The organism is Cognatishimia sp. SS12 (assembly GCF_028369055.1).
Classification (GTDB): Bacteria; Pseudomonadota; Alphaproteobacteria; order Rhodobacterales; family Rhodobacteraceae; genus Cognatishimia.
Genome location: NZ_JAQNCZ010000003.1, coordinates 422598 through 449187, shown reverse-complemented (window position 1 = coordinate 449187; position 26590 = coordinate 422598). Strand labels below are relative to the sequence as shown.

At 58.8% G+C, this 26590-nt stretch carries 25 protein-coding genes, 1 tRNA gene, 1 rRNA gene and 1 riboswitch; of the genes, 6 read left to right on the top strand and 21 right to left on the bottom strand.

Annotated elements, in window-relative coordinates; all coding sequences use genetic code 11:
* Positions 1–213: 213 nt before the first annotated feature.
* Both rrf and N6L24_RS09350 read left to right on the top strand, forming a co-directional pair.
* Positions 214–328, top strand: a 5S ribosomal RNA gene (rrf, locus tag N6L24_RS09355).
* Between the two features lie 62 nt (positions 329–390).
* Positions 391–467: transfer RNA gene (locus N6L24_RS09350), tRNA-Met, on the top strand.
* 117 nt (positions 468–584) lie between these two features.
* On the opposite strand, the gene N6L24_RS09345 is transcribed toward N6L24_RS09350, so the two are convergent.
* The 8 genes from N6L24_RS09345 to N6L24_RS09310 form a co-directional block, all read right to left on the bottom strand.
* Positions 585–737, bottom strand: coding sequence for a hypothetical protein (locus N6L24_RS09345; protein WP_271844404.1), 153 nt, complete (start codon positions 735–737; stop codon positions 585–587).
* On the bottom strand, positions 734–1195 hold the full coding sequence (locus N6L24_RS09340; protein ID WP_271844403.1) for a hypothetical protein: 462 nt from the start codon (positions 1193–1195) through the stop codon (positions 734–736). The genes N6L24_RS09345 and N6L24_RS09340 overlap by 4 nt, the downstream gene beginning before the upstream one ends.
* Positions 1195–2469 carry an agmatinase family protein gene (locus tag N6L24_RS09335; protein ID WP_271844402.1) on the bottom strand — a complete coding sequence of 425 codons (1275 nt, stop codon included), beginning with the start codon at positions 2467–2469 and terminating at the stop codon, positions 1195–1197. The genes N6L24_RS09340 and N6L24_RS09335 overlap by 1 nt, the downstream gene beginning before the upstream one ends.
* Entirely contained in the window at positions 2456–3214 is a 759-nt protein-coding gene (locus N6L24_RS09330) for an ABC transporter ATP-binding protein (protein WP_271844401.1), read from the bottom strand. Before N6L24_RS09330 ends, N6L24_RS09335 begins: the two co-directional genes overlap by 14 nt.
* A complete protein-coding gene (locus N6L24_RS09325; RefSeq protein WP_271844400.1) occupies positions 3211–4023 on the bottom strand; it encodes an ABC transporter permease in 813 nt (270 codons plus the stop codon). Before N6L24_RS09325 ends, N6L24_RS09330 begins: the two co-directional genes overlap by 4 nt.
* 61 nt (positions 4024–4084) lie before the next feature.
* Positions 4085–5152 (bottom strand): putative urea ABC transporter substrate-binding protein, encoded by a 1068-nt coding sequence (locus tag N6L24_RS09320; RefSeq protein WP_271844399.1) that lies wholly within the window; start codon positions 5150–5152, stop codon positions 4085–4087.
* Between the two features lie 91 nt (positions 5153–5243).
* Positions 5244–5351, bottom strand: a riboswitch (guanidine-I (ykkC/yxkD leader).
* A 187-nt stretch (positions 5352–5538) separates the two neighbouring features.
* The gene (gene maiA / locus N6L24_RS09315; protein WP_271844398.1) at positions 5539–6165 is read right to left on the bottom strand and encodes a maleylacetoacetate isomerase; all 627 of its coding nucleotides are present in this window, start codon (positions 6163–6165) and stop codon (positions 5539–5541) included.
* Positions 6149–6610, bottom strand: a complete 462-nt coding sequence (locus N6L24_RS09310; protein ID WP_271844397.1) for a MarR family winged helix-turn-helix transcriptional regulator — start codon at positions 6608–6610, stop codon at positions 6149–6151. Before N6L24_RS09310 ends, maiA begins: the two co-directional genes overlap by 17 nt.
* A 143-nt stretch (positions 6611–6753) precedes the next feature.
* Here N6L24_RS09310 and hmgA point away from each other — a divergent pair, with 143 nt between their 5' ends.
* Together hmgA and fahA are read left to right on the top strand one after the other, a co-directional pair.
* Positions 6754–8112, top strand: coding sequence for a homogentisate 1,2-dioxygenase (gene hmgA / locus N6L24_RS09305; protein ID WP_271844396.1), 1359 nt, complete (start codon positions 6754–6756; stop codon positions 8110–8112).
* Between the two features lie 9 nt (positions 8113–8121).
* Complete coding sequence (gene fahA / locus N6L24_RS09300; RefSeq protein ID WP_271844395.1) at positions 8122–9378, top strand: fumarylacetoacetase; 1257 nt, start codon at positions 8122–8124, stop codon at positions 9376–9378.
* Positions 9379–9433: 55 nt separating this feature from the next.
* Here fahA and N6L24_RS09295 read toward each other — a convergent pair whose 3' ends face one another.
* From N6L24_RS09295 to N6L24_RS09265, 7 genes are all read right to left on the bottom strand, one after another.
* On the bottom strand, positions 9434–10051 hold the full coding sequence (locus tag N6L24_RS09295) for a response regulator (protein ID WP_271844394.1): 618 nt from the start codon (positions 10049–10051) through the stop codon (positions 9434–9436).
* A gap of 57 nt (positions 10052–10108) precedes the next feature.
* Positions 10109–10816 carry a sensor histidine kinase gene (locus N6L24_RS09290; RefSeq protein ID WP_271844393.1) on the bottom strand — a complete coding sequence of 236 codons (708 nt, stop codon included), beginning with the start codon at positions 10814–10816 and terminating at the stop codon, positions 10109–10111.
* On the bottom strand, positions 10809–11270 hold the full coding sequence (locus tag N6L24_RS09285; protein ID WP_271844392.1) for a response regulator: 462 nt from the start codon (positions 11268–11270) through the stop codon (positions 10809–10811). The genes N6L24_RS09290 and N6L24_RS09285 overlap by 8 nt, the downstream gene beginning before the upstream one ends.
* A complete protein-coding gene (locus N6L24_RS09280) occupies positions 11263–11709 on the bottom strand; it encodes a response regulator (protein ID WP_271844391.1) in 447 nt (148 codons plus the stop codon). Before N6L24_RS09280 ends, N6L24_RS09285 begins: the two co-directional genes overlap by 8 nt.
* Position 11710: 1 nt before the next feature.
* Positions 11711–13519 (bottom strand): CHASE domain-containing protein, encoded by a 1809-nt coding sequence (locus tag N6L24_RS09275; protein ID WP_271844390.1) that lies wholly within the window; start codon positions 13517–13519, stop codon positions 11711–11713.
* A 125-nt stretch (positions 13520–13644) separates the two neighbouring features.
* Positions 13645–15828 carry an esterase-like activity of phytase family protein gene (locus N6L24_RS09270; protein ID WP_271844389.1) on the bottom strand — a complete coding sequence of 728 codons (2184 nt, stop codon included), beginning with the start codon at positions 15826–15828 and terminating at the stop codon, positions 13645–13647.
* 70 nt (positions 15829–15898) lie between these two features.
* Entirely contained in the window at positions 15899–16897 is a 999-nt protein-coding gene (locus N6L24_RS09265) for a P1 family peptidase (protein WP_271844388.1), read from the bottom strand.
* 103 nt (positions 16898–17000) lie between these two features.
* Here N6L24_RS09265 and N6L24_RS09260 point away from each other — a divergent pair, with 103 nt between their 5' ends.
* Both N6L24_RS09260 and N6L24_RS09255 read left to right on the top strand, forming a co-directional pair.
* Positions 17001–17267 carry a hypothetical protein gene (locus N6L24_RS09260; RefSeq protein WP_271844387.1) on the top strand — a complete coding sequence of 89 codons (267 nt, stop codon included), beginning with the start codon at positions 17001–17003 and terminating at the stop codon, positions 17265–17267.
* A gap of 11 nt (positions 17268–17278) precedes the next feature.
* A complete protein-coding gene (locus N6L24_RS09255; protein WP_271844386.1) occupies positions 17279–17902 on the top strand; it encodes a DUF1523 family protein in 624 nt (207 codons plus the stop codon).
* Here N6L24_RS09255 and N6L24_RS09250 read toward each other — a convergent pair.
* The 6 genes from N6L24_RS09250 to pta form a co-directional block, all read right to left on the bottom strand.
* The gene (locus N6L24_RS09250; protein ID WP_271844385.1) at positions 17894–19087 is read right to left on the bottom strand and encodes a cation:proton antiporter domain-containing protein; all 1194 of its coding nucleotides are present in this window, start codon (positions 19085–19087) and stop codon (positions 17894–17896) included. The genes N6L24_RS09255 and N6L24_RS09250 overlap by 9 nt on opposite strands.
* A gap of 231 nt (positions 19088–19318) precedes the next feature.
* Positions 19319–20695, bottom strand: a complete 1377-nt coding sequence (locus N6L24_RS09245) for a Y-family DNA polymerase (RefSeq protein WP_271844384.1) — start codon at positions 20693–20695, stop codon at positions 19319–19321.
* Positions 20696–20805: 110 nt separating this feature from the next.
* Positions 20806–21678 (bottom strand): dimethyl sulfoxide reductase anchor subunit family protein, encoded by an 873-nt coding sequence (locus tag N6L24_RS09240; RefSeq protein WP_271844383.1) that lies wholly within the window; start codon positions 21676–21678, stop codon positions 20806–20808.
* A complete protein-coding gene (locus N6L24_RS09235) occupies positions 21678–22457 on the bottom strand; it encodes a 4Fe-4S dicluster domain-containing protein (protein ID WP_271844382.1) in 780 nt (259 codons plus the stop codon). The genes N6L24_RS09240 and N6L24_RS09235 overlap by 1 nt, the downstream gene beginning before the upstream one ends.
* Before the next feature lie 94 nt (positions 22458–22551).
* Positions 22552–25368 (bottom strand): molybdopterin oxidoreductase family protein, encoded by a 2817-nt coding sequence (locus N6L24_RS09230; protein WP_271844381.1) that lies wholly within the window; start codon positions 25366–25368, stop codon positions 22552–22554.
* Between the two features lie 211 nt (positions 25369–25579).
* Complete coding sequence (pta, locus tag N6L24_RS09225; RefSeq protein WP_271844380.1) at positions 25580–26581, bottom strand: phosphate acetyltransferase; 1002 nt, start codon at positions 26579–26581, stop codon at positions 25580–25582.
* Positions 26582–26590: the final 9 nt, after the last annotated feature.

The following is a 26590-nucleotide window of genomic DNA, read 5'->3' as shown; positions in this document are numbered from 1 at the left end:
TTGATTTGATCCAGTAATAGACAGACACATGTGCGCAAGCAGAAATGCAATCGCACAGACTAAGTCGCCTAGCTGGGACCAAATAAGTCATACACAACAATACACAGCTTGTACTTGCGCTCAGACAGCCGAATAGGCGGTAGCGCACTTATAATGTGACTTGGACAACACCGTTGCTTAACAAAGCAACACGATCTTTAGCCGTTTATTCGGTTTGGTGATCATAGCACGAGTGAAACACCCGGTCCCATCCCGAACCCGGCCGTTAAGCACCGTTGCGCCGATGGTACTGCATCTTAAGGTGTGGGAGAGTAGGGCATCGCCAAACCTAATAAACGACTAAAGATCAAAAACATCTCTCAAAACGATCACTATAACACACAAAACCATCGCGGGATGGAGCAGCCCGGTAGCTCGTCAGGCTCATAACCTGAAGGTCGTAGGTTCAAATCCTACTCCCGCAACCAAACTTCGGCCATAGATTCAGCGGATATAGCGCCAACAAACAGCCCCCATTGGGGGCCGTTGGCGTTTTGAGGCCAGTGTTTTGGACCAGTATTCTAGGCCAGCGCACGACGATCCAATCAGCGCCGCAGCGCCACCAAAGCGGCGACGCCGGCGGCCAAAGCCAGTACCAATATGCTTTCAAGACCATGGGTGTGAAACGCGCCCTCCACATGCGCGAAGGCAGGCGTGGCTGCGGTTGCGGCCAGAATTGCGAGAAACCCAGGTTTCATGCCTCAATCTCCTGTTTGCGTTGATAAAGAAAATCGCGAATGTCCAAAGTCGATTTTTCATCCATGGACACGTAGATCAACGCCATATTGGTGCGTTCCTGGACCATTTCGCCAGGAAAGGGCAGGTAGCTTAGCTCGCGCGCGCCAAAGGACGGCGAGGCGGTGCCCACCTGCCACTCCGTGCGCAGCTCTACATCAATAAGTTTCAGCGCTTTGGCCCCGTCTTTTGAGGGGCGCTCAAAGGGGACGCCGGCCAATTTCAGATAGCTGGATTTATCGTCGGCCTGCAGAAAGCCTGCGATGAACTGCTGGGCGAGCACCTGCAGATCCGCCGCCTCATCTGCGTGATGCATATGGCTGTGCAGGTGATCCCCATGCGCGTGATTGTGGCCATGCCCGTGAGGGGCATGGTCGTGATCATGATGATGGCGATGGTGGTGGGGATGATCGTGCGGCATCAGACACCCACCTTATGCGGGCCATCGTTGCGCCAGCGGCGGCCGTTGAATTCGCCATGCGGCAGGCTCACCGGCTTGTCGATGAATTTCTTATGCGCCCCAAGTTTACCATTGGAGACCAATGCCCCGAGCACATCAACGATGACGCGCGTGCCCATGAGCGCGGTGATGTCAGAGGTGTCATAAGGCGGGGAGACCTCGACCAGTTCCAGTCCGCAGATGCCTTCGGCGGCGATGCCAGAGGCCAGCGCCAGGGCCTCGCGCGGCAGGAAGCCGCCAGGTTCTGGCCAGCCGGTGCCTGGGACAAATCCGCAGTCGATGCTGTCGATGTCAAACGACATATAGACCATATCGACGTCTTTCCACGCCATCTCCAGTGCCATTTCGATGGTCTTGTCCACGCCCATCTTTTCCATGTCGCCCATGGTGATGATATTGGTGTTGCGTTCGCGCGCCACCTTCACCGCCTCACGCGGGACCTGCCAGCCGCCGATGCCGATCTGCACGAGGTTGGTTGCTGGAACATTGGGCAGATTGGTTGAATGGAACCAGGGTGTGGTGTGCATGCGTTCATCCAGATCCTTTTCCTGGATGTCTGCATGGCGGTCAAAATGCACGATGCCGATCTTCTTCGATGTGCATTCGGCGATGCCGCGCACACAAGGAAAGCCGATGGAATGGTCGCCGCCAATCATGATCGGCAGGGAGCCCGAGCTGAACACATGGCTGACCGCGCGGCTGATCTGGTCAAAGGATTTTTCGATATTGGCCGGAATGGTAAAGACATCGCCGGCATCACAAAGGGTCATCTGTTCGCGCAGATCGACGCCTATTTCGTAGTTATAGGGCGTATAGAGCGCCGAGATTTTGCGCACCCCCTGCGGGCCAAAGCGTGTGCCCGGGCGATAGGTCGTGCCGCCGTCAAAAGGAATCCCAAGGACCGTGGCGTCATAATCGGCGACCTCCAGGACATCTTCGGCATAGGGGGCCTTAAGGAAGGTATTGATCCCGGCGAAATGCGGCAGCTCGCCCCGCGCGAATGTCGGGATGGATTTGTCTTCGATGCTATCTGCGCCGGTCAGCCCCATACGCAGGGCCCATTGGCGTTCTTCTTCCATGCGGCCTTCGGGCAGGTTTTTTTCCAGATGCATGGCTTTCCAGCCTGCCAATTTGGTCAAGTCCGGGTGGTGCTGACGCTTTTCGCGCGCGGCGATGGTGCCCTTTAGATCCACAGGGTTGTGGCTTCGGGAGCGATCCCGATCATGCAGAAACATCTGCGTTCTCCTTCAATTGAAACGGGATGCCCCCATCGCGGGCATCAAAATCATATGTGATGGTCGCGCCATGCATGCCTGGGTCATGCGGGTCCCAGCGCGGCTTATCAAAGACCAATACCCGGTCCCCGAGTTTGAACCCCTCCTGCAGGTCGTGCGTGACCATAAAGACCGTCATGTTGGTCTCGTCCCGCAGTTCCAAAAGAAAATCGTGCATCTGTAGACGTGTGCCCGGGTCCAGCGCCCCAAAAGGTTCGTCCAGCAATAAAATGCGCGGCTTGGCCGTCATGGCCTGACCGATGGCGAGCCGCTGCTGCATGCCGCCCGACAGCGCGGCCGGGTATTGATCGGCCACATGATTGAGGCCAATGCGCTCCAGCATGGCGTCGGCACGCTCTAGCGCAGCTTTGCGTTTCGCGCCGGACAGGCGGCCAAATCGGGTGTCAAAGCTTTCGGCGGCCACAAGGTTTTCGCGCACCGAGAGATGCGGGAAAACCGAATATTTCTGAAACACCACCCCGCGTTCGCGGTTGGGTTCTTTGGCGGTGGGACCGCCATCAATACTGATCGTGCCGCGGTGGGGGCGTTCCTGCGCCAGCAGCATCCGCAGAAAGGTCGACTTCCCGCAGCCTGACGCCCCGACGATTGAAATGAACTCCCCTTCGTGGATTTCAACATTCACGCGCTCTAGGATCGATCGATTTCCGTATTTCTGCCAGACATTTGAAACGCTTACAAAACTCATAGCCCGGCCTCCATCCAAGGAAAGGCTTTGCGCGACAGTGTCTTGAGCAGCCAGTCGATCACAAAAGCCAGCAGCGTAATCCAGATGACGTAGGTCAGAATGACATCCATCGCCAAATATCGCCGCACCAGAAAAATGCGGTACCCAAGACCGACGTTTGAGGCGACAGCCTCGGCGGCAATCAGGAAGAGCCAGGCCGAACCAAGCGACAGGCGCACATTTGAGATCAACCGTGGCAGAACCTGCGGCAGTGCTACGCGCAAGGCGATCACCCCCGACGAGGCACCGAGGGTCTGCGCTTTGACGATTTGCTCTTGCGGGATTTCAAGCACCCGCTGTGCCAAATCACGTGTCATAAAGGGTGTGATCCCGATGACGATCAGGACAATTTTTGAGGTTTCGCCAAGCCCAAAAACGATGAACAGGATCGGCAGCAACGCCAGTGGCGGCACCATCGACAGCACCGCTATGAAGCTGGAAAAGGCCGAGCGCGAATAAGGCAGCAGACCAATGGCGAGGCCGATCATCAGCGACAATGCAGCCGAGATGCCGACGCCGCCCAGCAAGCGCGTCAGGCTTGCAAATGTGTCTTTCCAGAGCAGAATTTCTTTTGATCTTCGGTCTGGCTCGGTGAACAAACGCTGCGCAGTTTCGGCAATTGTCGAGGGGGCAGGAAGCAGTTTGTCTTGTGGATTGGCTTCAAGCCGGATGTCAGAGCCGATTGCATAGGCGATGAACACCGCAACAAAGGGCAGCGCGGCCAAGAGGACGACCAAAGGGCGAGCCGGTATTTGGTTGATCAAGCGCATTCTGGGCCTCCTGATAGGAGGAAGGGCCGCACAACCGGCCCTTCCGCTTTGCGAAATGGGCCTACAGCGCGCCGTCTGCGGCCATCTGCATATAGGTGGTGTCAAAGCGGAACTTGACGTTGCCCGCATCCCCCGTGGTGGTGCCATCCGGATAGGCGATGCCGACGAAATCCGCGCTTGGCGCGCCTTCGCCCAGAATGCCTTTGTCAAACAGGAATGCGGCGACATTGGTCATGGTGCCCGGCAGGTCCGCCGCGCTGGCCTGAGCGACCGCAGCGGCCGGGTCAAAGAACATTTCGGTCGCGGCCAATTGCGCTTTGTAGCCGGCCAGATCGGTGCCGGAGGCTTCGGCCATGGCGGTCAACGCCGCCTCGTCGCCTGCGGCCATCAGCGCCATCAACTCATACCATGCGCCTGCCACGGCCTTGCCAAAGGCCGGGTTGTCGGCCAGCGTTTCGGTGTTCACCACCATCAGGTCAAGGATCTCGCCCGGTATGTCCGCGCTGTCAAACAACACGTTTGCATCTGCGTTCGAGCCGGTGATTTCAGAGACCAATGGGTTCCATGTGACGACAGCTTCGACATCATTTGTGGCGTAAGCGGCGATCATGTCGGCATCGGAAGTGTTGATCACCCCGGCCAGATCGGATTCTTCCATGCCCACGGTGTCGAGCGCCCGTGCTAGCAGGTAATGCGACACAGAAAGTTCGACCAAATTAACCGGCTTGCCCTTCAAATCCTCAATGCCACCCGCACCTTTCAGGATCAGCGCGTCGTTGCCATTGGAATAATCGCCGACGATCAAGGCCGTGGTATCAACGCCGCCGCCTGAAGGAATGGACAGCGTGTCCATGTTTGTCGCCGACACACCGTCAAAGGCACCGGCGGTATATTGGTTGATTGATTCAACGTAGTCGTTGAACTGCACGATCTCGACGTCGATGCCGTATTTATCGGCCCATTTGTCCATGATCCCGCTGTCTTCCAGATAGCCCCAGGGCATCCAGCCAACGTAGATGGACCAGGCCAGTTTGAATTCTGTCTTTTCTTCTGCTGCGACAGGGGCGTAACCCCCGGCCAGAACACCCATCGCCAGGGCGGTGGCGGACATCAGTTTGGTGATCTTCATGTCTTTCCCCGTTGTTGCGTCCCGCCGAGGTCTTGGGTTTTTGGGCCGCTGGCGGAACAAAGAGATCGGGCGCGGACAAACCTGCGCAGTAGTCTCCCGGGATTTTGCCCCGCCGTGTGCCTTGCTGGAGTTTGCCAACAAAGTGACGCTTCTCGGACCTGGCCTGCGGCTAAGCAGCGGAACCCTAAGCGTCCTGCACCTTTATGCTGCGACCTGAGCCGATCGCATTTCAATCTTGATGGATAACATAAGTCGCGCCGCTCAAGAGATTCGCCCAATTAATGCCCGACATTCGGCGGATTTGATGAAAATATAGACGAATATTCGGTCGAACTGCGGTGCGCCGGGCCTTCTGCCGCTTGCGTTGCCCGGCGAGTTTTCAGCGTTTATTGCGGCGCTGAGGCGCAATTGTCCGGATGTGCGGCCACAAAGGCCGGATGCGCGGCGAGATTCGCGGCGATACTCGTGAGTTTCGGCATGGCATGCATGTCGACGCCCCAACGCTCTGCATTATAGATCTGCGGCATCAGGCAAAGATCGGCCAGCGTGACGCGCGTGCCAAAGCAATAGCCATTGTCACCCACCATCTGTTCCACCGCGCGAAGGCCCTTGCTGATGAAATGCTGCATCCAGTCTTTGGTTTCGATGGCACTGCCAGAGGCCTGCACAGCATATTTCGCGACATTCAAGTTGCAGATCGGATGGATGTCCATCGCAACGGCGTGTGCAATGGCCCGCACGCGGGCGCGGTCAATTGCGCTGCTGGGCAAGAGGCCCAGACTGCGGGTTTCATCCAGATATTCGATGATCGCCAGCGATTGGGTCAACGTCACTTCATCAATGGCCAGCGCCGGCACATAGCCTTGGGGGTTGCGCGCCAAATGCTCTGGCGCACCCTGCGCGCCTTCCACCAGATTCACGATTTCCGTGCTCCACTCATCACCGCAAAGGGCCAGGGCAATGCGAACGCGGTAACTCGCGGAGGACCGCCAATAGTCAAACAGTGTGGTCATGGGTCAACTCGGTCTTAAGGATGCCTAGGGTGTCGCTGAGCTGGTCAAGGTCCGCGCTCAGGCGGCGTTTTAGGGCCGCTTGGAAGGATTGGGCGATCGGCACCAATTGGGCGACCAGCGCCCGACCTTCCGCTGTCAGTTCGAGGTCAAGCAGGCGCTTGTCCGATGCTGAGATGCTCTTGGTCAGAAGCGCACGTGATTCCAACCGCGCAACCGCGCGGCTGACCTTGGGTTTGTCCAATGTCACCCGTGCCTGAATGTCTTTGACAGAGCTGCGCTGCGCATTTTTGTCGGCATAGGCCAGATTGATCAGAATGCGCCATTCAGCGGTGCCCAAGTCAAACTGTGCGCGATATCTTTTCGCCAATTCCTTGCTAAGCTGCTCTGCAATAACAGAAAATTGATAGGGCAGGAATGTTTCTAGGTCAAAGTCGGGCAGGGTCATCAGGGGCAACTTCTATCGCTAACTGGCGGCATCCTGCGGTATGAACGTTGCATTTGCAACAAATTTCTTGACTTCATTTCATTTGCAACGAATATTCACCGGGACAGTGCCCATCGCGGCCAACGACGAAAGTGGAGGAACGCATGCGTGACATGACATTGACCCAATCGCAGAATACGCAAGGGACGACACCTGGGTATATGCCGGGCTTCGGCAATGACTTTGAAACAGAGGCTTTGCCCGGGGCCCTGCCGCAGGGCATGAACAGCCCGCAACGATGCGCCTATGGGCTGTATGGAGAGCAACTGACCGGGACGGCCTTTACCGCGCCGAGCCATCAGAACGAGCGCACCTGGTGTTATCGCATCCGCCCGTCGGTCAAACATGTGGGCCGCTTTCAGAAGATCGACATTCCGTTTTGGAAATCGGCCCCCAATGTTGTGGAGGATGTGATTTCTCTGGGGCAATACCGTTGGGATCCCGTCCCCCATACCGACGAAAAACTGACATGGGTCACAGGGATGAAAACCATGACCACGGCAGGTGATGTGTACACGCAGGTCGGCATGGCAACCCATGTCTACTTGGTGACGGAAACCATGCAGGATGAATATTTCTTCTCGGCTGATTCAGAACTGCTGGTGGTGCCACAGGAAGGACGCCTGCGTTTTTGCACCGAATTGGGTGTGATCGACATCGAACCGAAAGAAATTGCCATCCTCCCGCGCGGGCTGGTGTATCGCGTTGAGGTGCTGGATGGCCCGGCGCGTGGGTTTGTCTGTGAAAACTACGGTCAGAAACTCGAACTGCCCGGGCGTGGCCCGATTGGCGCAAACTGCATGGCCAACCGCCGGGATTTCAAAACCCCCGTCGCGGCGTTCGAAGATCGCGACGCCCGCTCGCGCATTGTCATCAAATGGCAGGGTCAATTCCACGAGACCTTTATTGATCACTCGCCGCTAGACGTTGTCGCCTGGCATGGCAACTACGCGCCCTGCAAATACGATCTGCGGGATTATTGCCCGATTGGCGCCATTCTGTTTGACCACCCCGACCCCTCAATTTTCACCGTTCTGACCGCCCCATCGGGGGTGCCGGGCACGGCAAATATCGACTTCGTGCTGTTCCGCGAGCGTTGGATGACGATGGAAGATACCTTCCGTCCGCCGTGGTACCATAAAAATGTGATGTCCGAGCTGATGGGCAATATCTATGGCGAATATGATGCCAAGCCTCAGGGCTTTGTGCCTGGCGGAATCAGCCTGCACAACATGATGCTGCCGCATGGGCCTGATAAGGCGGCCTTTGACAAGGCAAGCCATTCCAACCTTGGGCCGGAAAAGCTCGACAATACAATGTCGTTCATGTTCGAAACGCGCTTTCCGCAGCATCTGACGGAATTTGCAGCAAAAGAGGCCCCGTTGCAGGATGACTACATCGACTGTTGGGATGACCTTGAAAAGAATTTTGACGGCACGCCCGAAGGCAATTGGACGCGATAAGGAAACACCATGACATTGTTACAAAGTTGGGTCGAGAGCGCAAACAGCGCCGACACAGATTTTCCGCTGAACAACCTGCCCTATGGCGCCTTCTCCACGGGTGGCCCACGCCGCTGCGGCGTGGCGATCGGCGCGCAGATCCTTGATGTCACCGCATTGGAAGCGGCGGGCATCTTAACATTGGAGAACGGCCCCCTGCTGCAAGCCGGGGATTGGAATGCCGTGATGTCTGCAGGGCCAACGGTATGGGATGCGCTGCGCGGCTGGCTGCAAACTGCACTGGCGGCCGGCTCAGGCCAACAGGCCAACCTGGCACCGCATTTGGTGGATCAGGCCAATGCCCAGATGCATCTGCCCATCACCGTTGCGGAATACACTGATTTCTATGCTGGCAAGAACCACGCGGTCAATGTCGGGACGATGTTCCGCGGCGCGGAAAACGCTCTGCCTGCCAACTGGCTGTCTATCCCGATCGGGTACAATGGCCGCGCGTCTTCGGTCGTGGTGTCCGGCACCGATGTGGTGCGCCCCAACGGGCAATTGAAAGCCCCGGATGCCGAGCTGCCGCGCTTTGCGCCGAGCGCGCGCTTTGATCTCGAATTGGAGATGGGGGCCATCGTTGGCCAACCCTCCGAGGGGATGGTTTCGGTACAGGAAGCCGATGACATGATCTTTGGCTATGTGCTGCTGAATGATTGGTCGGCCCGCGACATCCAAGCCTGGGAATATCAGCCGCTTGGCCCGTTTCAGGCCAAAGCGACAGCAACCTCAATCAGCCCCTGGATCGTGACCAAGGCCGCGTTGGAGCCGTTCCGCACCAGCACGCCCGAGCGTGAGCGCCCGCTGTTGGCCTATCTGACCGAACCTGGCCCGATGCTTTATGACATTGACCTTGAAGTCGGCCTGACACCTTCTGGTAAGGGCGAAAGCATCATCGCGCGCACCAATTACAATCAGATGTATTACTCAGCAGCGCAGCAATTGTGCCATCACACCACGTCGGGCTGCGCCATGCGGGTGGGTGATCTGCTTGGCTCCGGCACAATTTCCGGGCCGAGCAAAGACAGCCGTGGCTCAATGCTGGAACTTAGCTGGGGCGGCAAAGAGCCTTTGACATTGGACAGCGGCGACAGCCGCAGCTTTCTGGAAGATGGCGATCGGTTGACCCTGCGCGGCGCGGCCCTCGGCGATGGCTATCGCGTTGGGTTTGGCGAATGCACCGGCAAGGTGCTGCCCGCGAAGCCTGTGCCAGACTGGGCACAATAAACGATCTGTGGCGCCCGCCGTGTCCGGCGGGCGCGCACCCGGCGCGGGCGTGGGTTTAGAACCGAAACTCGTCGCGCGCCAGCAACCCTTGTAGCAATATTTCGTCCTCTTGCGGGCTTGGCCGCTGCGGCGCGACATGTGGGGGGCTGCGTTGCCCTGCCGGGGCGGACGCAATCATCTGCTGTAGACCCGCGCCGTGCAGGCTTTCTTGAACGGCGCGTTGAATCAGGGTTTCCAGCTGCGCTGGCGCAGCGGATTTTGCCAGGTTCTGGCTGCGCAGGATGGCATCGCGCATCGCATCCGCGGTCATATCCTCTTTGTTGATGACATCATGGTAGCCGCGCCGAAATGCCGAAACCGCAATGTCCAGGCGCTGGTTGCCCGTCACCATGATCAGCCCGGCACCCGCCTGCGCGGGACTGGATTTGATGAGGTTCAGCGCGCTGAGCCCATCACCATCCCCCAGCTGATAATCCAGCAAGATCAGATCAAAAGGCCGCGCCGCGAGCAGCGGGCGCATGGCGCTGATTGAGGGCACATCTGTGACATCAATGGGCAGCGCGGCGCGCTGGCTGATCCGGCGGATACGTTGCCTGTCAAAATCGCTGTCATCGACAAGTAACGTCTGCAGCGGCGCGTGCAGCTGCGGCATGTCCGGGCTGAGGGTTTGCATCATTCTGGCCTTTCTGGGCATCCACTCGGCGTGCGTGCGGCGCGCCGTGGCGCCGGGTTACACGGCGGGGTCTGCGCGGGGCAGCAGCACGTCGATCTGCAACCCGCCGGTTTCGGCGTGCCGGGCACGCGCGGTGCCGCCATAATGGGTTGCGATCCGCCTGACCTGCGCCAGACCCATCCCGCTGCCGGCGGCCTCGTCGCGCCGTTTGGAGGTGAACATGAGATCGAAAATCTTTTCATGATGCGCTGTCGGGACACCGGGACCATTGTCGACAAAGCTGAGTTTGGCGTGCTCGCGTTCCTGGGTGATCGCGACATGCAGGTGTTTGTCTTCCGCTGGATTGTGGGCGGCCGCATTGCTGATCAACGCATCAAACAGCAGCGCGAGGTCCCGTTCGCTGATTTTGCTGTGCACTTCCTTGCCTGCGTCGCTGAGGGCGAGCCCTTTGGGCAAGCCACATTGTTTCAAATGAGTTTGGAAGGCTTCGTAGAGGGCAAGACGGCGGGCCCCTTCAAGCCGCCCGACCCGCGAATAGGCCAAGAGATCAACCAACATCTGGTCCATACGCGCGCTGTGTGATTTCAGGAATTGCAGGTTGCGACGCATATCTTTGTCAAGCGCGATGCCCGCCTCTTCAAGGTCCTCCTCAATCCAAAGAGGAACCTCGGTCAGTGCCCGCAATGAGGCGCGAATGTCGTGGGTGAGCACATAGATAAACTCATCCAGCGCATCCGGTGGGGCAAGCCTGAACTGATCAGTCATCTGCGGCACCTGCTTGCGCTTTTGCGCGCGGCACTTGCGCCAGTAGGCCACAGATATCGGCCAGCGCCGCCTCGGTCAGCGGTTTTTCCTGAAAGGCGATGATTTGGCCAAAACCGTCTGCCTCAGCCTGCAGTTTTGGCGGCAATTGCGCCCCCAACATCAGAACAACGGGCAGGCTGCGCGCGTTTTCGGGCAGCACTTGCAGGCGGGTGAGAAACGCAAAGGCATTCATGCCGGGCATATTGACATCCAGCAGGATCAGGTCGGGCAGATCCGCATCGCGGGCCAGCGCCACGAGGGCCTGTTCCGGCTCGGCGAATTCGCTCACAGCCTTCACACGGCCCGAGCGGGTCAGTATGCGGCGGGTCTGAAACAGATCAAGATCGGAATCATCCACCACCATAATTTTGGGCAGCGGATCTGAAGCCGCAGCAGGTTGCGCGACCTCAGCCATGGTTGCGATACTCCGGACTGGGGTTTTCGCATTTGGCCCAGAAGGCATAAAGCGCGTCCAGTATACTGGTCAGATCTTTGGAATTGCTGGGCTTTTTGATATAGCCGCTGGCGTGTTGCGCATAGGCTTTGGAGACATCCACCGGGTTGTCCGATGTGGTGAACACAAAGACGCGGGCGTCGGCGATCAACTCTGTTTTGCGCAGCTCTTCCAGAAATTCATGCCCGTTCATGCGTGGCATGTTGATATCCAGTAGCACGACGAAAGGCGAAGGCAGGGCGCGCCGCAAGTCGTCTGATTGGAGGATATCCAGCGCCTCGAGCCCATCCTGCGCGCGCACCATCGTGCCGGGCATCCCCATTTTCTTGCGCGCCCGATGAAGAATTTCAACATCCAGATCGTTGTCTTCGACCAGCAGTATGTTCATGATTTCTTTCATCTTATGCCGCCTGATGTTCCATATGAAAGGGGGCCTGCGCTGTCAGCGGCCAGTCAAAGCAAAACTCTGCCCCGGCACCGATATCTGATGTGATCCGCACGGTGCCGCCGTGCAGTTCGACCGACTTTTTGACAATCGCCAGGCCAATTCCGGTCCCGTCCTGCCCCTCGCCAGACTTGAGGCTTTGGAACATGTCAAAAATGCGCTCATGAAAGCGCGGATCAATGCCCGGGCCGTTGTCTTTGACCGAAACGCTGCACATATCACCCTTGCGGTGCACCGTGATGGTGACAAAGAGTTTGGACAGATCTTCATGATATTTCACCGCGTTTGAGACGAGGTTTTCGACCACGCGGCGGAAATTCATCGGATCAAAGGTGATCTCTTCGATATCGCTGATCAGCAGGATCTGGTTCTTGCTCAGGCTGAAATCACTCAGCAGCGTGTCTACGAAATCCGGCAGAGAAAACGGGTCCGCATGTTTGGCGCTGCGCCCGATACGCGAGAATTCCATGACCCCGCGCGTCAGTTCATTCATCCTGTCGACGCGGTTCATGATGCGGTTGAGGTTGGTCTGCACATCGGGGTTGGCCTTTGGCGAGGCGAAGTATTCTTCCAGATCCTCTTGGATCATTTCCGTCAGCCCGCCGATCCCACGGATCGGTGTCTTAAGGTCATGGGAGGTGACATAGGCGAATTGTTCAAGCTCTTCGTTGATGCGCGCGAGCTTGTCTTTCTTGTGCCGCAAGTCGGCAGAAACTTCGGCCGCATAAGAAATGGCGCGGCGATTGGCGCGGGCAAGCAGGACAATCAGCAGGATCACCAATACCTCGATCACGAGCCCCCCGGCCAGAATGAAATAAGGCTGGGCATAGGTGTTTTGGTCGCGAAAATGCAGGTTGGTGCGCACGTCCAATGTCCAGACGCGCCCATAAATACTGATCGAATATGTGCCCTCATACATCGGATTTGGGTCAAGGCTATCGTCGGTATCAGAAAACTCATCATAGATGGCCTGCCCGGCGTCGGTGATATTGAACCGCAGTTGCCTTTGGGTTTTCTCCAGCAGACCTTCCATCAGTTTTCTGACGACAAATGGGGCATAGACAACGCCAATCCCGTTTTCCCGCCGCTCCGCAAGCGTGGTGCTTTCGGCGGCGTAAAAGGGGGCGTAAAACAAGAAACCGGCTGTGCTGCCTTCGTCCTGCACCAGAACGATCGGGCCCGTGATACGCGCTTTCCCGGTGTCGCGGCTGGACAGCGCGGCGAGACGGCGGTTTGCTTCATGCGCCACATCCAGGCCCACCGCTTTCGCATTGGGTGCCCTGGGCTCGATGAAGGTGATCGGCATAATTTCGGGGTTCTCGTGCGCCGGAAAAATCGTGAAATTCGGATTTTCAGCCCGTTGCTTTTCAATAAATGCCGGGACCTCTTCAGGTGCCAGAAAATAGATCACGCCAATACCGTTGATTCCCGGGTATTTCTGCGGCAGGGCCAGGCTGTTTTCGTAGGCGCGCCATTCTGGTCCGGAAATGTCACCCTCTTTCACCGCAAGCAGCGCCACACCCGCCCAGAGCGCATCTTCATAGTTTTCCATGCGGTCTTCTAACAGGCCAATGGTACGTTCCACCGCCAGCTCAAAACGCTGTAAGGATCTGTTCTTGATCTGTTGTTCGGAAAATTGCCAAGCGGCAATTGTCATCGCGAGCGAGAGCACAATAATGAGGATGTGCAAGATCGACAGCCTGGCCCCAAAGGCCGTCAGGCCGCGCCGACCCGCCTCTGCGGGAAATGTTTGAATCGTTTCCATACCCGCGATTTTTGCGGATATTCCTTAACGTTTGGTTGCGCTCGCTGGCATTGCAACTGCCCAAAGAAACGCAAAACGCGCAAGGCGGGACCCTGCGCGTTTCACGATTGTTTTGTTGTGCCCTCTTAAGAGTGAGAGCCGTCGATCTTGCCAATATTCTTGAAGATCGTTTCACCGGAGTGGTCATCCACGCCGTCGTTGTCGGTCGAGAAATAGGCGGTGCCGTCCTCAAAGATCGCAAGACCTTCGACTTTGTCCAGCACGTAACCACCGGTTGCCGTCAGATCTGGCAGCAGGTCGCGGACCAGTTCCTTTTTGACGACAGGCAGCTCGCCACCCAGCGGTGCGGGGGTCATTTCAGACAAAGCAACCTTATAGATCTTTTTGGTCACGGCGCGGGCGTCATGCTGGTTGTCACGTTCGATGATATAGACGTGCTCGCCATGGGCAACGATCTCAGACAGGCCAACCCAGCCTGTGTCCGGCGCGGCTTTCGGATAGTGGACCGCACCCCATTCCTGGGTGTCCAGATTGTAGGCAACCAGTTTCACGTGGTTCTTGGGGTCGTCTTTCCATTCACGCTGCACGGCCATCCACAGGGTGTTGCCAACCTTGGTGATCCCTTCAAAGCCAAAGCGTTTTTCAACGGCGGCCAGCTCTGGCGGAATGCCGATCTCACCCTTGAGGTTCTTGATCTTGCCTTCGGCGGAGACATGGTAAATTGCATGCGGGATCAGGCGTTCGGTCCGACCTTCGGAGGCCACATAGAACCCACCTTTGCCGTCCAGCGTGATGCCCTCAAGGTCCAGTTTTTGCGCTGGGCCAGAAGTGCGCTCAATGCGGATCACATCGACAATTTTGGCCGGGGTGCTGTTGGTGTCGATCTTAAAGATCGACGGCTGGAAGCCATAGAAGCTGTCGTTGACCGCCCAGATGATCCCGTCTTTGTCAGCAACCATGCCGGAAATTGCGCCCCAACCGATCAGCTCATCTGCGCCAGCAGAGGTCAGATGCGGATAGGCCGCCGGGGCCTCCTGACGTTCAAACAGCATGACATGCGCACGGGCACCGCCATCTTCGATCAGGTCTTTTTCGTTGGCGGAAACCAAGAGGTTGCGCTCTGGGACAACGGCATAGCCTTCTGGGCCAACGCCCGATGGCAGCAGTTGGGTCAGCACAGGGGCCGCCGGGTTGGTCACATCATATACGCCCACCACTGAGGCACGTTCTGCGCCGACGAACACGTAAGGTGTGCCGCCAAATTCACCGAAGGTGACGGATTCAGGCTCAACCCCTTTGGCGTCGGAGCGTTTGTCAGGGTAGTGGCCGATTTCGATGATGGCTTTTTCGAAATCTGTGCCGGATTCATAAACGACAGTGCCGTTTTTATTGAAGATCGTCCAACCGCGGGAGCCGCCATTATAGTCGCCTTCGTTGGCCGTTGCGAAGTGATCTTCGTCAATCCAAGTCACGGCGTCCGGTTCGCGCAACCGGCCCATTTGGTTTTCAGTAAAGAGCAGCGCGCCACGTTCGTCGGTGGCGTCGATGCCGTAAAGATCCACGCTGCCTGCAGAGAAATGGTTCAGGATGTCGCCTTTGGGCGACACCACCACAAGGTGGTTGTTTTCCTGCAGGGTCACAACGGTTTCACCGCGTGCGTTGATCGAGACATATTCCGGCTCTGGGTCGGATGGCGCGATCTCGGCGAGGCCTGTCAGATCCACCATTTTCATTGAGCCGCAATCCAGACCGCCTTCATTGGTGTTGACCAGGATGAGGTTGCCGGCGGGCAATTGTGGGATCACACCGTCGTTCAGGTCTTCGTCGCGTTCGTTTTCAATGGCGACCGCGATGAAGGCCCCATCTTTAGAGGCGGCGATGGAATCTGGCTGACCACCCAGATCGCAAGATGCGGTGATCTCGCCGGTGGCAACGTCGATGGCTTGCAGCAGGCCGGATGGGGCGGTGTAGCTTTCGGAGGTGTTTACACCGGCATAGGCCGTGGCACCCACGATCGCGACAGATGTCGGCTCACCCGCCAGGGCGATGTTGCCCAGTGGCTTTGGGTTGGCGGCGTCTGTGATATCAATGCGCCCCAACGCGCCCAGCGGGCTATCTGTGTATACCAGCGTCATGCCGTCCGCAGTGGCGGCGATGATTTCTGGCGATGTTTCGCGGGTCGTATCTTCGCCTGCGGCCATGTTCAGCGGCGTCGCAAAAGAGGCGATACGGTTAAAATTCATTTCGGCGTTGGCCAGACCAGCGGTCAGGGCACATACCGATGTCAGGCAGATCAAGCGCGCAGACATCCTTAGCTCCTTTATCAATGGGTGCTGGGGACATGGCGGCTCGGAGTGACCGGCGCGTGACAGTTGCGCTTCAGTTTTGTGACAAATCTCCAAAGCGCGTCTGGTAGGTCGGCAGGCTGTCGCCGGGGGCGGGGGTTGCGCAATACACACCGCGCGCAATCGCGCGGGCGAGGCAGGTTGCGGCGGCGTGCCCCAGATAAATAGGGTCTAACACTGGGTCTTTGAGTGGTTTGGCATTGGTGCTGGCGGCAAAGACAAGATCGCCGTCCATGGGGGTGTGGCTTGGCATCAAAGCCCGCGCCATGCCGTCGTGTGCTGCAGTGGCAAGGCGGGTGCATTCGGCCTGCGTGAGATCAGCGTCGGTTGCGACAATGGCGATGGTGGTATTCTGACCGCCAAATTTGGTGGCCGGCCAGTCAGGCGGTGCGCTGGGCGCTGGGCCAAATCCGCCAAACTCAGCATTGATCTCATGGGCGGCGGCCCAGAAATGGGGCGTCTCCCCGACGATGGCATCCCCCAGCGCGTTGACCGCCACCAATGCGCCGACTCTGTGGCCGCTGGGCGTGATCACCGACGCCGACCCAAGCCCACCCTTGAGGCTGGCGGTGGTGGCACCGAACCCGGCCCCTGCGGACCCCAGTGAAAAATGCGTTTTGGCCTGTGTTAGAGCCTGTTGCCCAAGGTCATAGTAGGGGCTGCGCTGCCAGGATTTGTCGCCGCCGTTTGTCAGATCAAACAGAATGGCCGCCGGAACGATGGGCACAATCTGATCCGCCACCGCAAAGCCGCGCCCTTGCTGGCGCAGTAGATCGGCAACGCCGGACGCGGCATCAAGCCCAAAAGCCGAGCCGCCCGACAAGACCAGCGCGTTCACCTTTTGCACGGTTTTGTCCGGCGCAAGCAGGTCGGTTTCGCGTGTGCCCGGCGCGCCGCCCATGACATGCACCGCAGCGGTGAAGGCGTCGGGTGCTGTCAGCACTGTGGTGCCAGATTTCACCTTTGCGTTCTCGGCATTGCCGACGCTGAGGCCGGTGATATCGGTGATCAAGTTTAGGGGGCCTGTCTGCATATCTGCGTCCCTTTCTGTTGGCACCGCGTCACTTTAGAAGATGTAAATTTTGTTTACACGCCCCATATTAGGGCATGGGTGCGCCGTAACCGCCGGAGGGCATATGTTTGGATTGATGCGATTGTTGGTGATCGGGTTTCTTGTGCTGACGGTTGTCTACTTCTGCCTGTTGCTTTATTCGCGCGCCGTGCGCCGCGAAAAACTGGAGGCGGACTGGGAGGCGGGCAATCAGGAATTGGATCGCGACAATTTTGTGCGCACCGGCCTTGAGGACTACGATCACAGCTTGCGCCGCAAGTTGATCTGGGGTGTGTATGTCGTGCCAACTGGGCTGATGATTTTGATCATCTATCTGACGAATTTTCACTGAGGGGGCCAGACATGGCGTTATTCAAATGGGTTTTCTGGGGCACCTTCTGGCTGCTGATCGGGGCGTTCTTGCATTATACTTTGCCGCAAACCGATATCGTGCGGATTGCAGATACCTATGAAAAGCGCATTGATTTCGGTGAGAATTCGATTTTCTGGGCCTCTGCGGACAGCGGCAATGCCACCGGGCCGGTCAACCGCGATGTGTTTTTCATCCAGACCTTCCGGTCCAATGACAAACCCATGGTCTACCGCAATGAAGATACCGGCTGGGGCTGGCCGCCTTATTTCAAGTTTGACACCTCAAATCTTCAGGCAGAGGCGGGCGATTTGAAGTCCACCAAAACGGCCCCGCAATGGGTGGCCGTGCGGCACTATGGCTGGCGCAATGAATTCCTGTCGATCTTCCCAAATGCGGTCAGCGTTCGACCCGTTGAAGGACCGGATGTGCGGATTATTCCATGGATCAAAATCATCTTTCTTGTGCTTTTTCTGGCCTTGGCCTGGGCGATCCGCGTGCGCTGGGTCCGCTTTCGCGAGGCCCGGATTGATCCGGTGGTTGAAGATGTGGGCGATAGCCTCGCGGAGCGCCGCAGCCGCATCGGCCGCTGGCTGGATCGCCGTCGCTCAAGGTGAGCGTGGTGCGCGCGCAAAGGCGCGGGTGATCGGGATTACGGAGACCCCGTGCAGCACGGCACTGATCCACACTGCGTTGGCGGCGAAATCCACCACATATTGACCCATGTCACCGGGCAGGCGGTCGGCGAGGATCAGTGCAAAGAGCGCTGTCGCAAGACCGCGCGGGCCGAACCACCCGAGCAACAGCTTGGTGCGCATGTCCGCATCACTGCCGGTAAACGCGGCAAGGATGCTGGCGGGGCGCACCAGACAGAGACTGACCAGAATGGCCAACGCCATCGGCAGCGTCAGGGCGCTGAGCGCCTCGGGAACTAACAAAGCCCCGATCAAGAAAAACGCGGCCCACGACAGCAGTTGCCCGTCACCGTCAAGGAACTCATAGACAAAGCTGCAGCGCCCCGCTGCGACATACCCAAACCCCGCCCCGCAGCAGAACGCAGCAATCAGCCCATTGCCGCCAACCGACGTCGCCGCCAGATAGGCGCAGGCCGCCAGCGCCAACGTTGCGATGCCTTCGTATAGCTCTGAGGTATAGCCTTGGCTTTGGGCCCAAAGCATGACGCGCGCCATGGCCACACCCAGCGCCGCGCCGACAATCGGCCCAATCAACAGCTGCGAGGCCACAAAAAGCCCCCAGCCGCCGTGCTCCGCCGGGGCATGTGCCGCCAATGCGGCGCAGATCAGGATCGCTGGCAGGGCAATGCCGTCGTTCAGCCCACTTTCCACCACAAGGGCGCGCCGCGTTCGTTTGGGCAGCGCTTCGTTTTCAACCAGAGACTTGCCCAAAGCGGCATCCGTGGGCACCATCAATGCAGCGAGCAGCATCACGAGGCCGATCTGCGCATCGGGCAGCACGACCCAAAAGGCCGCTGTTCCCAGCAGAAAGCTCAGCGGCATGCCCAAAACTATCGCGCGCAGGGGCCAGACATGTTTGCTGAGAAGCCCGCGGACATCGGTGCGCGCCGCATCGAGAAACAGCAACACGACCAAGGCCACTTCGGCAAAAAGATGAAGGTGATGCAGCTGCAAACTAAGCGGCGCTGCCCCCGCATAGGAGAGGCCTGCTCCGGCGGCCAGCATGACGATGGGGGCGGTCAAGACTGCGCGTGTGACCAACCGCGCCACCAGCGCGAATGCCATCAGCCCGGCGGCAATGATCAGGAAATGAATTTCTTCGCTCATGAATGCGGGCTCAGTCTTTCTATGCTGCCGTCGCTGCTTTTGTACCTATTCAAACCCGGTCGTCAGGGTTTTCATAGTCAAATCAGCAGCCCGCCTTCCACGCAGTGCGGTTGTTGCCTTCCTTCGGCAGCCCCCGATACTCCACCATGGCCATTCCTTTCTCAGTCTGGGGCAGCTGGTTGAAAGCTAGTGCAAAAAGCCACACAGCCCAGAGCGCGTGGCGGATGCGCATTATGACTTTAGTGGGGGAAGCGTGCAGAAATGGGTGTCGCGTGGGCTCTTGGGGGCTTCGTTGAAGTCAGCGGCGTCGGGAATGCGGCCAAAGACAATCTTTGCCCCCAGATAGCCGCCGGGTATTTCGGTGCGCGGCCCTAGGGAAATCACTTCGGGGCCATGCCGCGCGCGCAGCAGATCGAGCGTTTCGCTCACCCGTTCCCATTGCGCGCGGCGCTGCGCGGGGGCGGTGCCTGCGACCGGGTGCTGGTCAAACAGATCGTCCGTCATTTCATCTGCATGTCGCAAGCCGTGCAGCATTACGGTCACGCTGCGCGGCCGAAACCCGAGCGCCCGCCGCGCTTGGGCCAGTCCCGACCTGAGCGCGGTCAAAAACGCCTGATCGTCTCGGGCCGGCAAAAAGTGTTCCTGGTGATCCCACCGCAGGTATTCCTCACCGCGCCGGGTCTGCGGGGCCGGGCGGCGGCCGCTGAAGCTGAGGGTCAATTTTGTGGCGGACATATCGGTGCGGCGCAAACGGCGCGCGGCACTCAGGCACAGCTGTCGGGCGCAATCACCGGCCTTTTGAGGATCCTGCCAATCATGGGGCAGGTTGCGGCTGTGGCCGAACATGCCTTTGCGCTGGGCTGGCCGTTTCACATGATAGCCATGCAGACCATTCCAGAAGCGTTCGCCTTCGACATTGCCCCAGAGTGCGCGGGCCTGCTTGGGGGCGAGGGACCAGAGATCGCAGAAGTCTTGCACCCCCGCGGCCGCAAGCCGTTTGCTCATGCCCCGCGAAATTCCGGGCAGATCATCCAGCGAAAGCTGCGCGAAACGTTCCGGCAATTCCTGCGCCTGCACCAAGGCAAACCCATCAGGTTTGCTGGCCTCAGCGGCGATTTTGGCGAGGAGTTCGGTGGGGGCCATGCCAATGGAACAGGTCAGCGCCGCGCTGAACCGCTTGCACAGGGCGCGTTTGATCCGCGCCGCCAAGGCGGCTCCTTCTGCGGCTTCGCTGGGCAGCAATTCGCACACCAACTCGTCGATAGAACGTACCTGCGAGATGGGCAGGCAGCTTTCGATCACCTCGAGAATGTCGTTGTGAAGGTCGACGTATACATCGTGACGCGCGACCACAAAAATCATGTCGGGCACCCGCGCCCGTGCCTCTGCAATGGACAGATGCCCCGACAGACCCAGCGCCTTGGCCTCACGGCTGATGGCGATGCAGCTGGTGTGCGGGCTGTCCAGCGGCACGACTCCCAGCGGCTTGCCCCGCAGCGCCGGGTTGAAATGCTGCTCTGCCGAGGCAAAGAAACTGTCGAAATCCAAGAACAGTCGTTCCACACCCCGGGCGTGCCCGCGCATATGATCTTGCTGTGCGTCCTTCATGGTGTGAACATAACAAGAACATAAGCCGAGTCGCTATAGGCTATGACATCGTCGGGGTCGAAAAAAAACGGGCCGAGAGGCCCGCTTCGTTGATGTGGTGCACAGATGTGTCAGCGCGCGCCGTAGTAAATGCCGACCGTGTGCTCCGCCTCAGCAAAGAAAAGCCAACGAGATGCGGCAACACCTGCGATATGGCTCAGGACCGCGAGCAGGGCAAAGACGTGCTGAAACGGCAACATCAGCAGCACAAAGGGGGCGACCGCCATCAGCAGAAAGGAGATCACCCGCAGTTTTTGCGCGTGTTTGCGCCCGATGACATGGATGAACTCGCGCATCAGATAATTGGGTGAGGTGTGCGGATGCGCAACAGAGCGCACGGTGCCCCGCGCGCCCAGGCCGGTCGCTGTGCCCAGATCAGAGCCCCGCGCGGCAAAGGCACCATCGCCATTTTTCCACCAGACCAGCTGCACCAAAGCCGCCACCAGCAGCAGCACGAGCGCTGCGGTGACGCGGCCCGAAAGCAGGGCCCCCCCGGTGACGGCGTAGGTCAGATAGAGCAGTGAGGTCAGCGGCGTGTTCCAACGCGGAATGGTCGCCAGTTGCGCGTAGATCATCGAGGTTGTGAACACGGTCAAAAGGCTCAACGCGGCCCCGGCCCACCCCAGCAGTGGGATGTGGGCACCAAAGAACACCAGCGCCGCCGCATAAAGCCCCATGATGATCAGCGCGGCCACGGCGCAGACCCCTTCGCGGCTGAGCCAGCTGGTGCGCCATTGGCTAAAGGCTTTCATGGCGCGTTCGGGATGGCCAAGGTGAAAGGTCGAGGAAATCAACCCGCCGCAGGCCAGAGCAAAGGCGATGGCAAACCACCAGAAGGCGGCCCAGCCCGTCGGGGCGGCGGCGTCAATGCCGAGCCAGGCCAGCAGGCCAAAGCCCAGACCGGACAGGGTAGTGAAAATAATGACGGATGGTGCGGGGTGCATTACTCAACGCCCTCCATATCCTTGACGTCGCCGGGCAGGCGCGAGAGTTGCTTGTCAATCCAGCCCAGAAAGCCTTTTGGCTCGGCGGCCACAGGTTCCAGGAACGGGGCCAAAATGCTTTCCTCGTCCCAGCTGTCTTTGGGGCGTGGCGGCAGGTATTTGTTAACCGGGGCGGTGCCCAGTTCGGGCATCAGATCCATGCCGCCGCGCTCTGCCGTCAGCTTGGACACATTTGAATTCGGATCGGCAAAATCGCCAAAGTGCCGCGCGCCTGCGGGGCAGGTGCGCACGCAGGCCGGCGTGCGGTCCACCTCGGGCAGGTTTTCATTATAGATCCGGTCCACACAGAGGGTGCATTTTTTCATCACCCCTTCGGCTTGATCCAACTCGCGCGCGCCATAGGGGCAGGCCCAAGCGCAAAGGCCGCAGCCAATACAGTTCTGTTCATTGACCAGAACAATGCCATCCTCGGCCCGCTTATAGCTGGCACCGGTTGGGCAGACGGTCACGCAGGGCGCGTTTTCGCAATGCAGGCAGGATTTTGGGAAATGCACGGTCTGGGCCGTCTGGCCGGGCGCGGTGACTTCGTAGGAATGCACGCGATTCAGAAAGGTTCCCATTGGCTCTTCGCCATAGGGGCGTTGGTCTGACAGCGGGGCCCCGTAATTTTCGGTGTTCCAGCCTTTGCAGGAAATCACGCAGGCATGGCAGCCCACGCAGGTATCAAGGTCGATCACAAGGCCGAGCTTTTTCTCGGTGCGGGTCGGAAGGTCGGTCATTTTTGGCTATCTCCGAAGGCTGGGAGAGGGCTGGACTGGGGTTTCACCCCAGACCCCAGAGTATTTTGGCAAAGGTGAAGGGACAGAGGTCGGCTCATTTGCCCACCTTCCATTCCAGATGATCTGGACCCTGGCCAACGGGTGATTTGATCGGCGGGAAGGCGGGCTGCGCTTGATCGGCGGTGGGGGCCTCGGCCTTTTCGATCTTGACGCGCAGATCAAACCACGCGGCCTGCCCGGTGATCGGATCAGAGTTGGAGACCCGAAGCCCATCGCCCTTGGCAGGCAGCAGTTCGTGGATCAGGTGGTTGAGCAGGAAGCCTTTGTTGGCCTCGGGCGCGTTTTCATCCAGAGCCCATGCCCCTTTGCGTTTGCCGATGGCATTCCAGGTCCAGACGGTGTTTTCATTCAGCGCCGCCTGCAGTGCCACCGGCACCGTGATGGTGCCATGGGTGGAGCTGACTTTGGCCCAGTCACCGTCTTTGAAGCCATGCGCGTCCCAGATCTTGGTGGGCAGATACAGCGGGTTGGTGCCATGCAGCTGTCGCAGCCAGGCGTTCTGCGTGCCCCAAGAGTGATACATTGCCATTGGGCGCTGCGTCAGCGCGTGAATGGGGTATTCCTCAAGGTCGATGGCCTTGTCTTCAAAGGGTTCGTACCAGAAGGGCAACGGGTCCATCACATGTTTGACCCGCGCGCGCAGATGTTCCGGCGGCTGGCGGTCGCCATGGCCTTCGGCGGCGCGTTGGAATTTGCGCATCGGCTCTGAATAGAGCTGGAAGAGATAGGGCGAGGGCGCGTCATAGATGCCCATGGATACCGCCCAATCCTGATAGGCTTTGTTCCAGGGTTTGTAGTAATCCGCGCCTTCGGGGATATGCGCCACGAAGAAACCGCCGTTTTCGATATAGCGGTTGAGCTGGTCCGGGTTTACGTCACCGCGGCCGACTTTGTCGCCATCTTTGCCGCGAAAACCGGCCAGCGGGCCAATGCCCGGTTTGCGTTCATGGTTGACGATATAATCCGCGTAGTCCTGCCATTTGGCAGAGCCGTCCTCATGGACAAAGCCCTGCATGCCAAGCCGGTTGGCGAGGTGGATCAGCGTGGATTGAAAGCCGCGTACATCGCGATCCGGTTCGATCACCGGCCAGCGAATGGCATCCGCGGCGGCGTCGGCCTCGCAGATCGGGCGATCGAGCAGCGAAATGCAATCATGACGCTCCAGATAGGTGGTGTCGGGCAGGATCAGATCGGCATAGGCCACCATTTCAGAGCTATAGGCATCCGAATAGATGATGTTGGGGATCACATAATTGCCGACGGCGTCTGTGTCGGTCAGCATGTCGATCACGCCGCGCGTGTTCATCGACGAGTTCCAGGACATATTGGCCATATACATGAACAGCGTGTCGATCTTATAGGGATCGCCCGCATGGGCGTTGGAAATCACCATATGCATCAGCCCGTGGCTGGACATCGGATTTTCCCAGGTAAAGGCTTTGTCGATGCGGATGGGGGAGCCATCGTCTTTCAGCATCAGATCCTCGGGACCGTGGGTGAACCCAAGGTGCGGGCCATCAAGGGGTGAATTACACGTGACCTTGCCGTGCGGCTTTGGATGCTGCTCAAGCGGTTTTGGATATGGCGGTTTGAAGCGGAAGCCGCCGGGCACTTCGACCGTGCCAAGCAGGATTTGCAGCACATGCAGCGCGCGGCAGGTCTGAAAACCGTTGGAATGGGCCGAAATGCCCCGCATGGCGTGCATCGCGACGGGGCGACCGATCATCTTTTGATGGGTCTCGCCGCGAAAGTCTGTCCATTCCTGATCAAGTTCAAAGGCCTCGTCAAAGGCGACGCGCGCCAGTTCAGCGGCAATCGTCTTGATTTTGGTGGCGGACACGCCGGTTTTGGCGGCGACGTTTTCCGGGGCATATTGTGGATCGAGGTATTTTTCGGCCATCCGCGCCATGACGGTGCTGTGGGTCTTGCCGTCTTTTTCATAGCTCGCGCCGAGATTGGGACGCACGCCTTTCTGGTCAAAGGGCGCGGGCTGGCCGGTCACACTGTCGATCACCAGCGGCTTGCCATCCGCGTCGCGCAAGAACAGCCCTGTGTCTGCATCCAGCAGCACCGGTGCGTTGGTATATTGCGCCAGATACTCAAGGTCGATCTTGCCGGCCTTCATCAGCTCATGCACCAGCGCCAGAATGAAGAGCCCATCCGTGCCGGGGGTGATGCCAACCCATTCATCGGCCACCGCATTATAGCCAGAGCGCACCGGGTTCACCCCGATGACCTTGCCCCCACGGCCTTTGATTTTGCCAATGCCGATTTTGATCGGGTTGCTGTCGTGATCTTCAGCCACGCCAAACAGCATAAAAAGCTTGCTGCGGTCCCAATCGGGCTGACCAAATTCCCAAAATGCGCCACCCATCGTGTAGATGCCACCAGCGGCCATGTTGACCGAACAAAAGCCCCCGTGGGCGGCAAAATTCGGCGTGCCAAAGCTTTGCGCCCAAAACCCTGTGAAGCTTTGCGATTGGTCGCGGCCGGTGAAAAACGCGAGTTTCTCAGGGGTCTTGTCGCGCAGGGGTTTCAACAGCCCCACGGCGATATCCAGCGCCTCGTCCCAGGTGATTTCCTGAAACTCGCCAGAGCCACGCGGGCCGACCCGTTTCATCGGGGCCTTGAGGCGCGAAGGCGCGTTCACTTGCATGATGCCAGCAGAGCCTTTGGCACAAAGCACCCCCTGGTTCACCGGGTGATCGCGGTTGCCTTCGATATAGGCAACTTTGCCGTCTTTCATGTGCACATTGATGCCGCAGCGGCAGGCACACATGTAACAGGTCGTCTTGCGAATCTCGTCTGAGACTTTCGGAGATGTGTCAATCTTCGGCTGCTGGAAAGTCATCTGGCGTCCTTTTCAAAACGATACGGCGTTGGAAAATAGGGGGGTACTGCGTGGTTTTTGCGCTATCGGCGCGAAGATCGAGGTGCCAAAATAATCTGCTTTTGTGGAACAATTTGGCAATTCTAACGCTTCCCTTGGTCTAGTTTCCTTTGTTTTTGTCAATGGGCAGGAAATTTCGCCAAATCGTCAAGGCAAAGTTTCCCTCAGCCCGCTAATTTATGCTTTGCAGAACGGTCACGGCGATCATCTCGGCGACATCTTCGGCGCTGCATCCGCGCGAGAGATCGTTGGCGGGGCGCGCAAGCCCCTGCAGGACCGGACCAATCGCCATGTAGCCACCCAGGCGCTGCGTGATTTTGTAGCCGATATTGCCGGCATCAAGGTTTGGAAAAATCATCACGTTGGCGTGCCCCGCGACCGCAGAGTCAGGTGCCTTGCGCTGCCCGACCGCAGGCACAAAAGCCGCGTCAAATTGCAGCTCGCCGTCAGCTTCGACATCGGGTGCCATGGCTTTGAACTGCGCGAGGCCCGCGCCGACTTTGTCGACAGCGGCATGGCGGGCGCTGCCTTTGGTGGAAAACGACAGAAAGGCCAGTTTGGGGGCCTCGCGCAGCAATGCTTTGCAGGACTGGGCGGAGGCTTTGGCAATCTCCGCGAGGTCGGTCGCGCTGGGGTCAATCACCAGACCGCAGTCCGAGTAAAGCATGGCGCGACCGGTTGCGGCTTTGGCGGGCGGGTACATCAAGAAAAAACTTGAGACCATCGCCGTATCGGGGGCCATGCCAATCACTTGGATGGCGGCGCGGACAATTTCGCCGGTGGTGTGCACAGCGCCGCCGACGGTTCCGGCGGCATGGCCTTCACGCACCAGCATGGCGGCGTAGGTCACGGGGCTTTGGACCGATGTCAAAGCGGTCGCGGCATCGACCCCCTTGTGTTTGCGCAGCGCATGAAAGCTGGCGGCAAATCCTTCGGTCAGCGGGGATGTCAGGGGGTCGTGCACGTCCACGCCATGGCCTTCGGACGCGCCTTGGGCCCGAAGTTCAGCGCGGATGGCCCCCGCATCGCCGACAAGAATAACATTGGCCAGTTCGGCCTGATGGGCGGCCAGTGCCCCCGCAACAATGCGGGGATCACTGCCTTCGCTTAACGAGATAACAGCACGTTCGGACGGAGCTGACTGGCGCAGCAGTGCTTGCGGCAAAAGGGTCATCAGATCCGT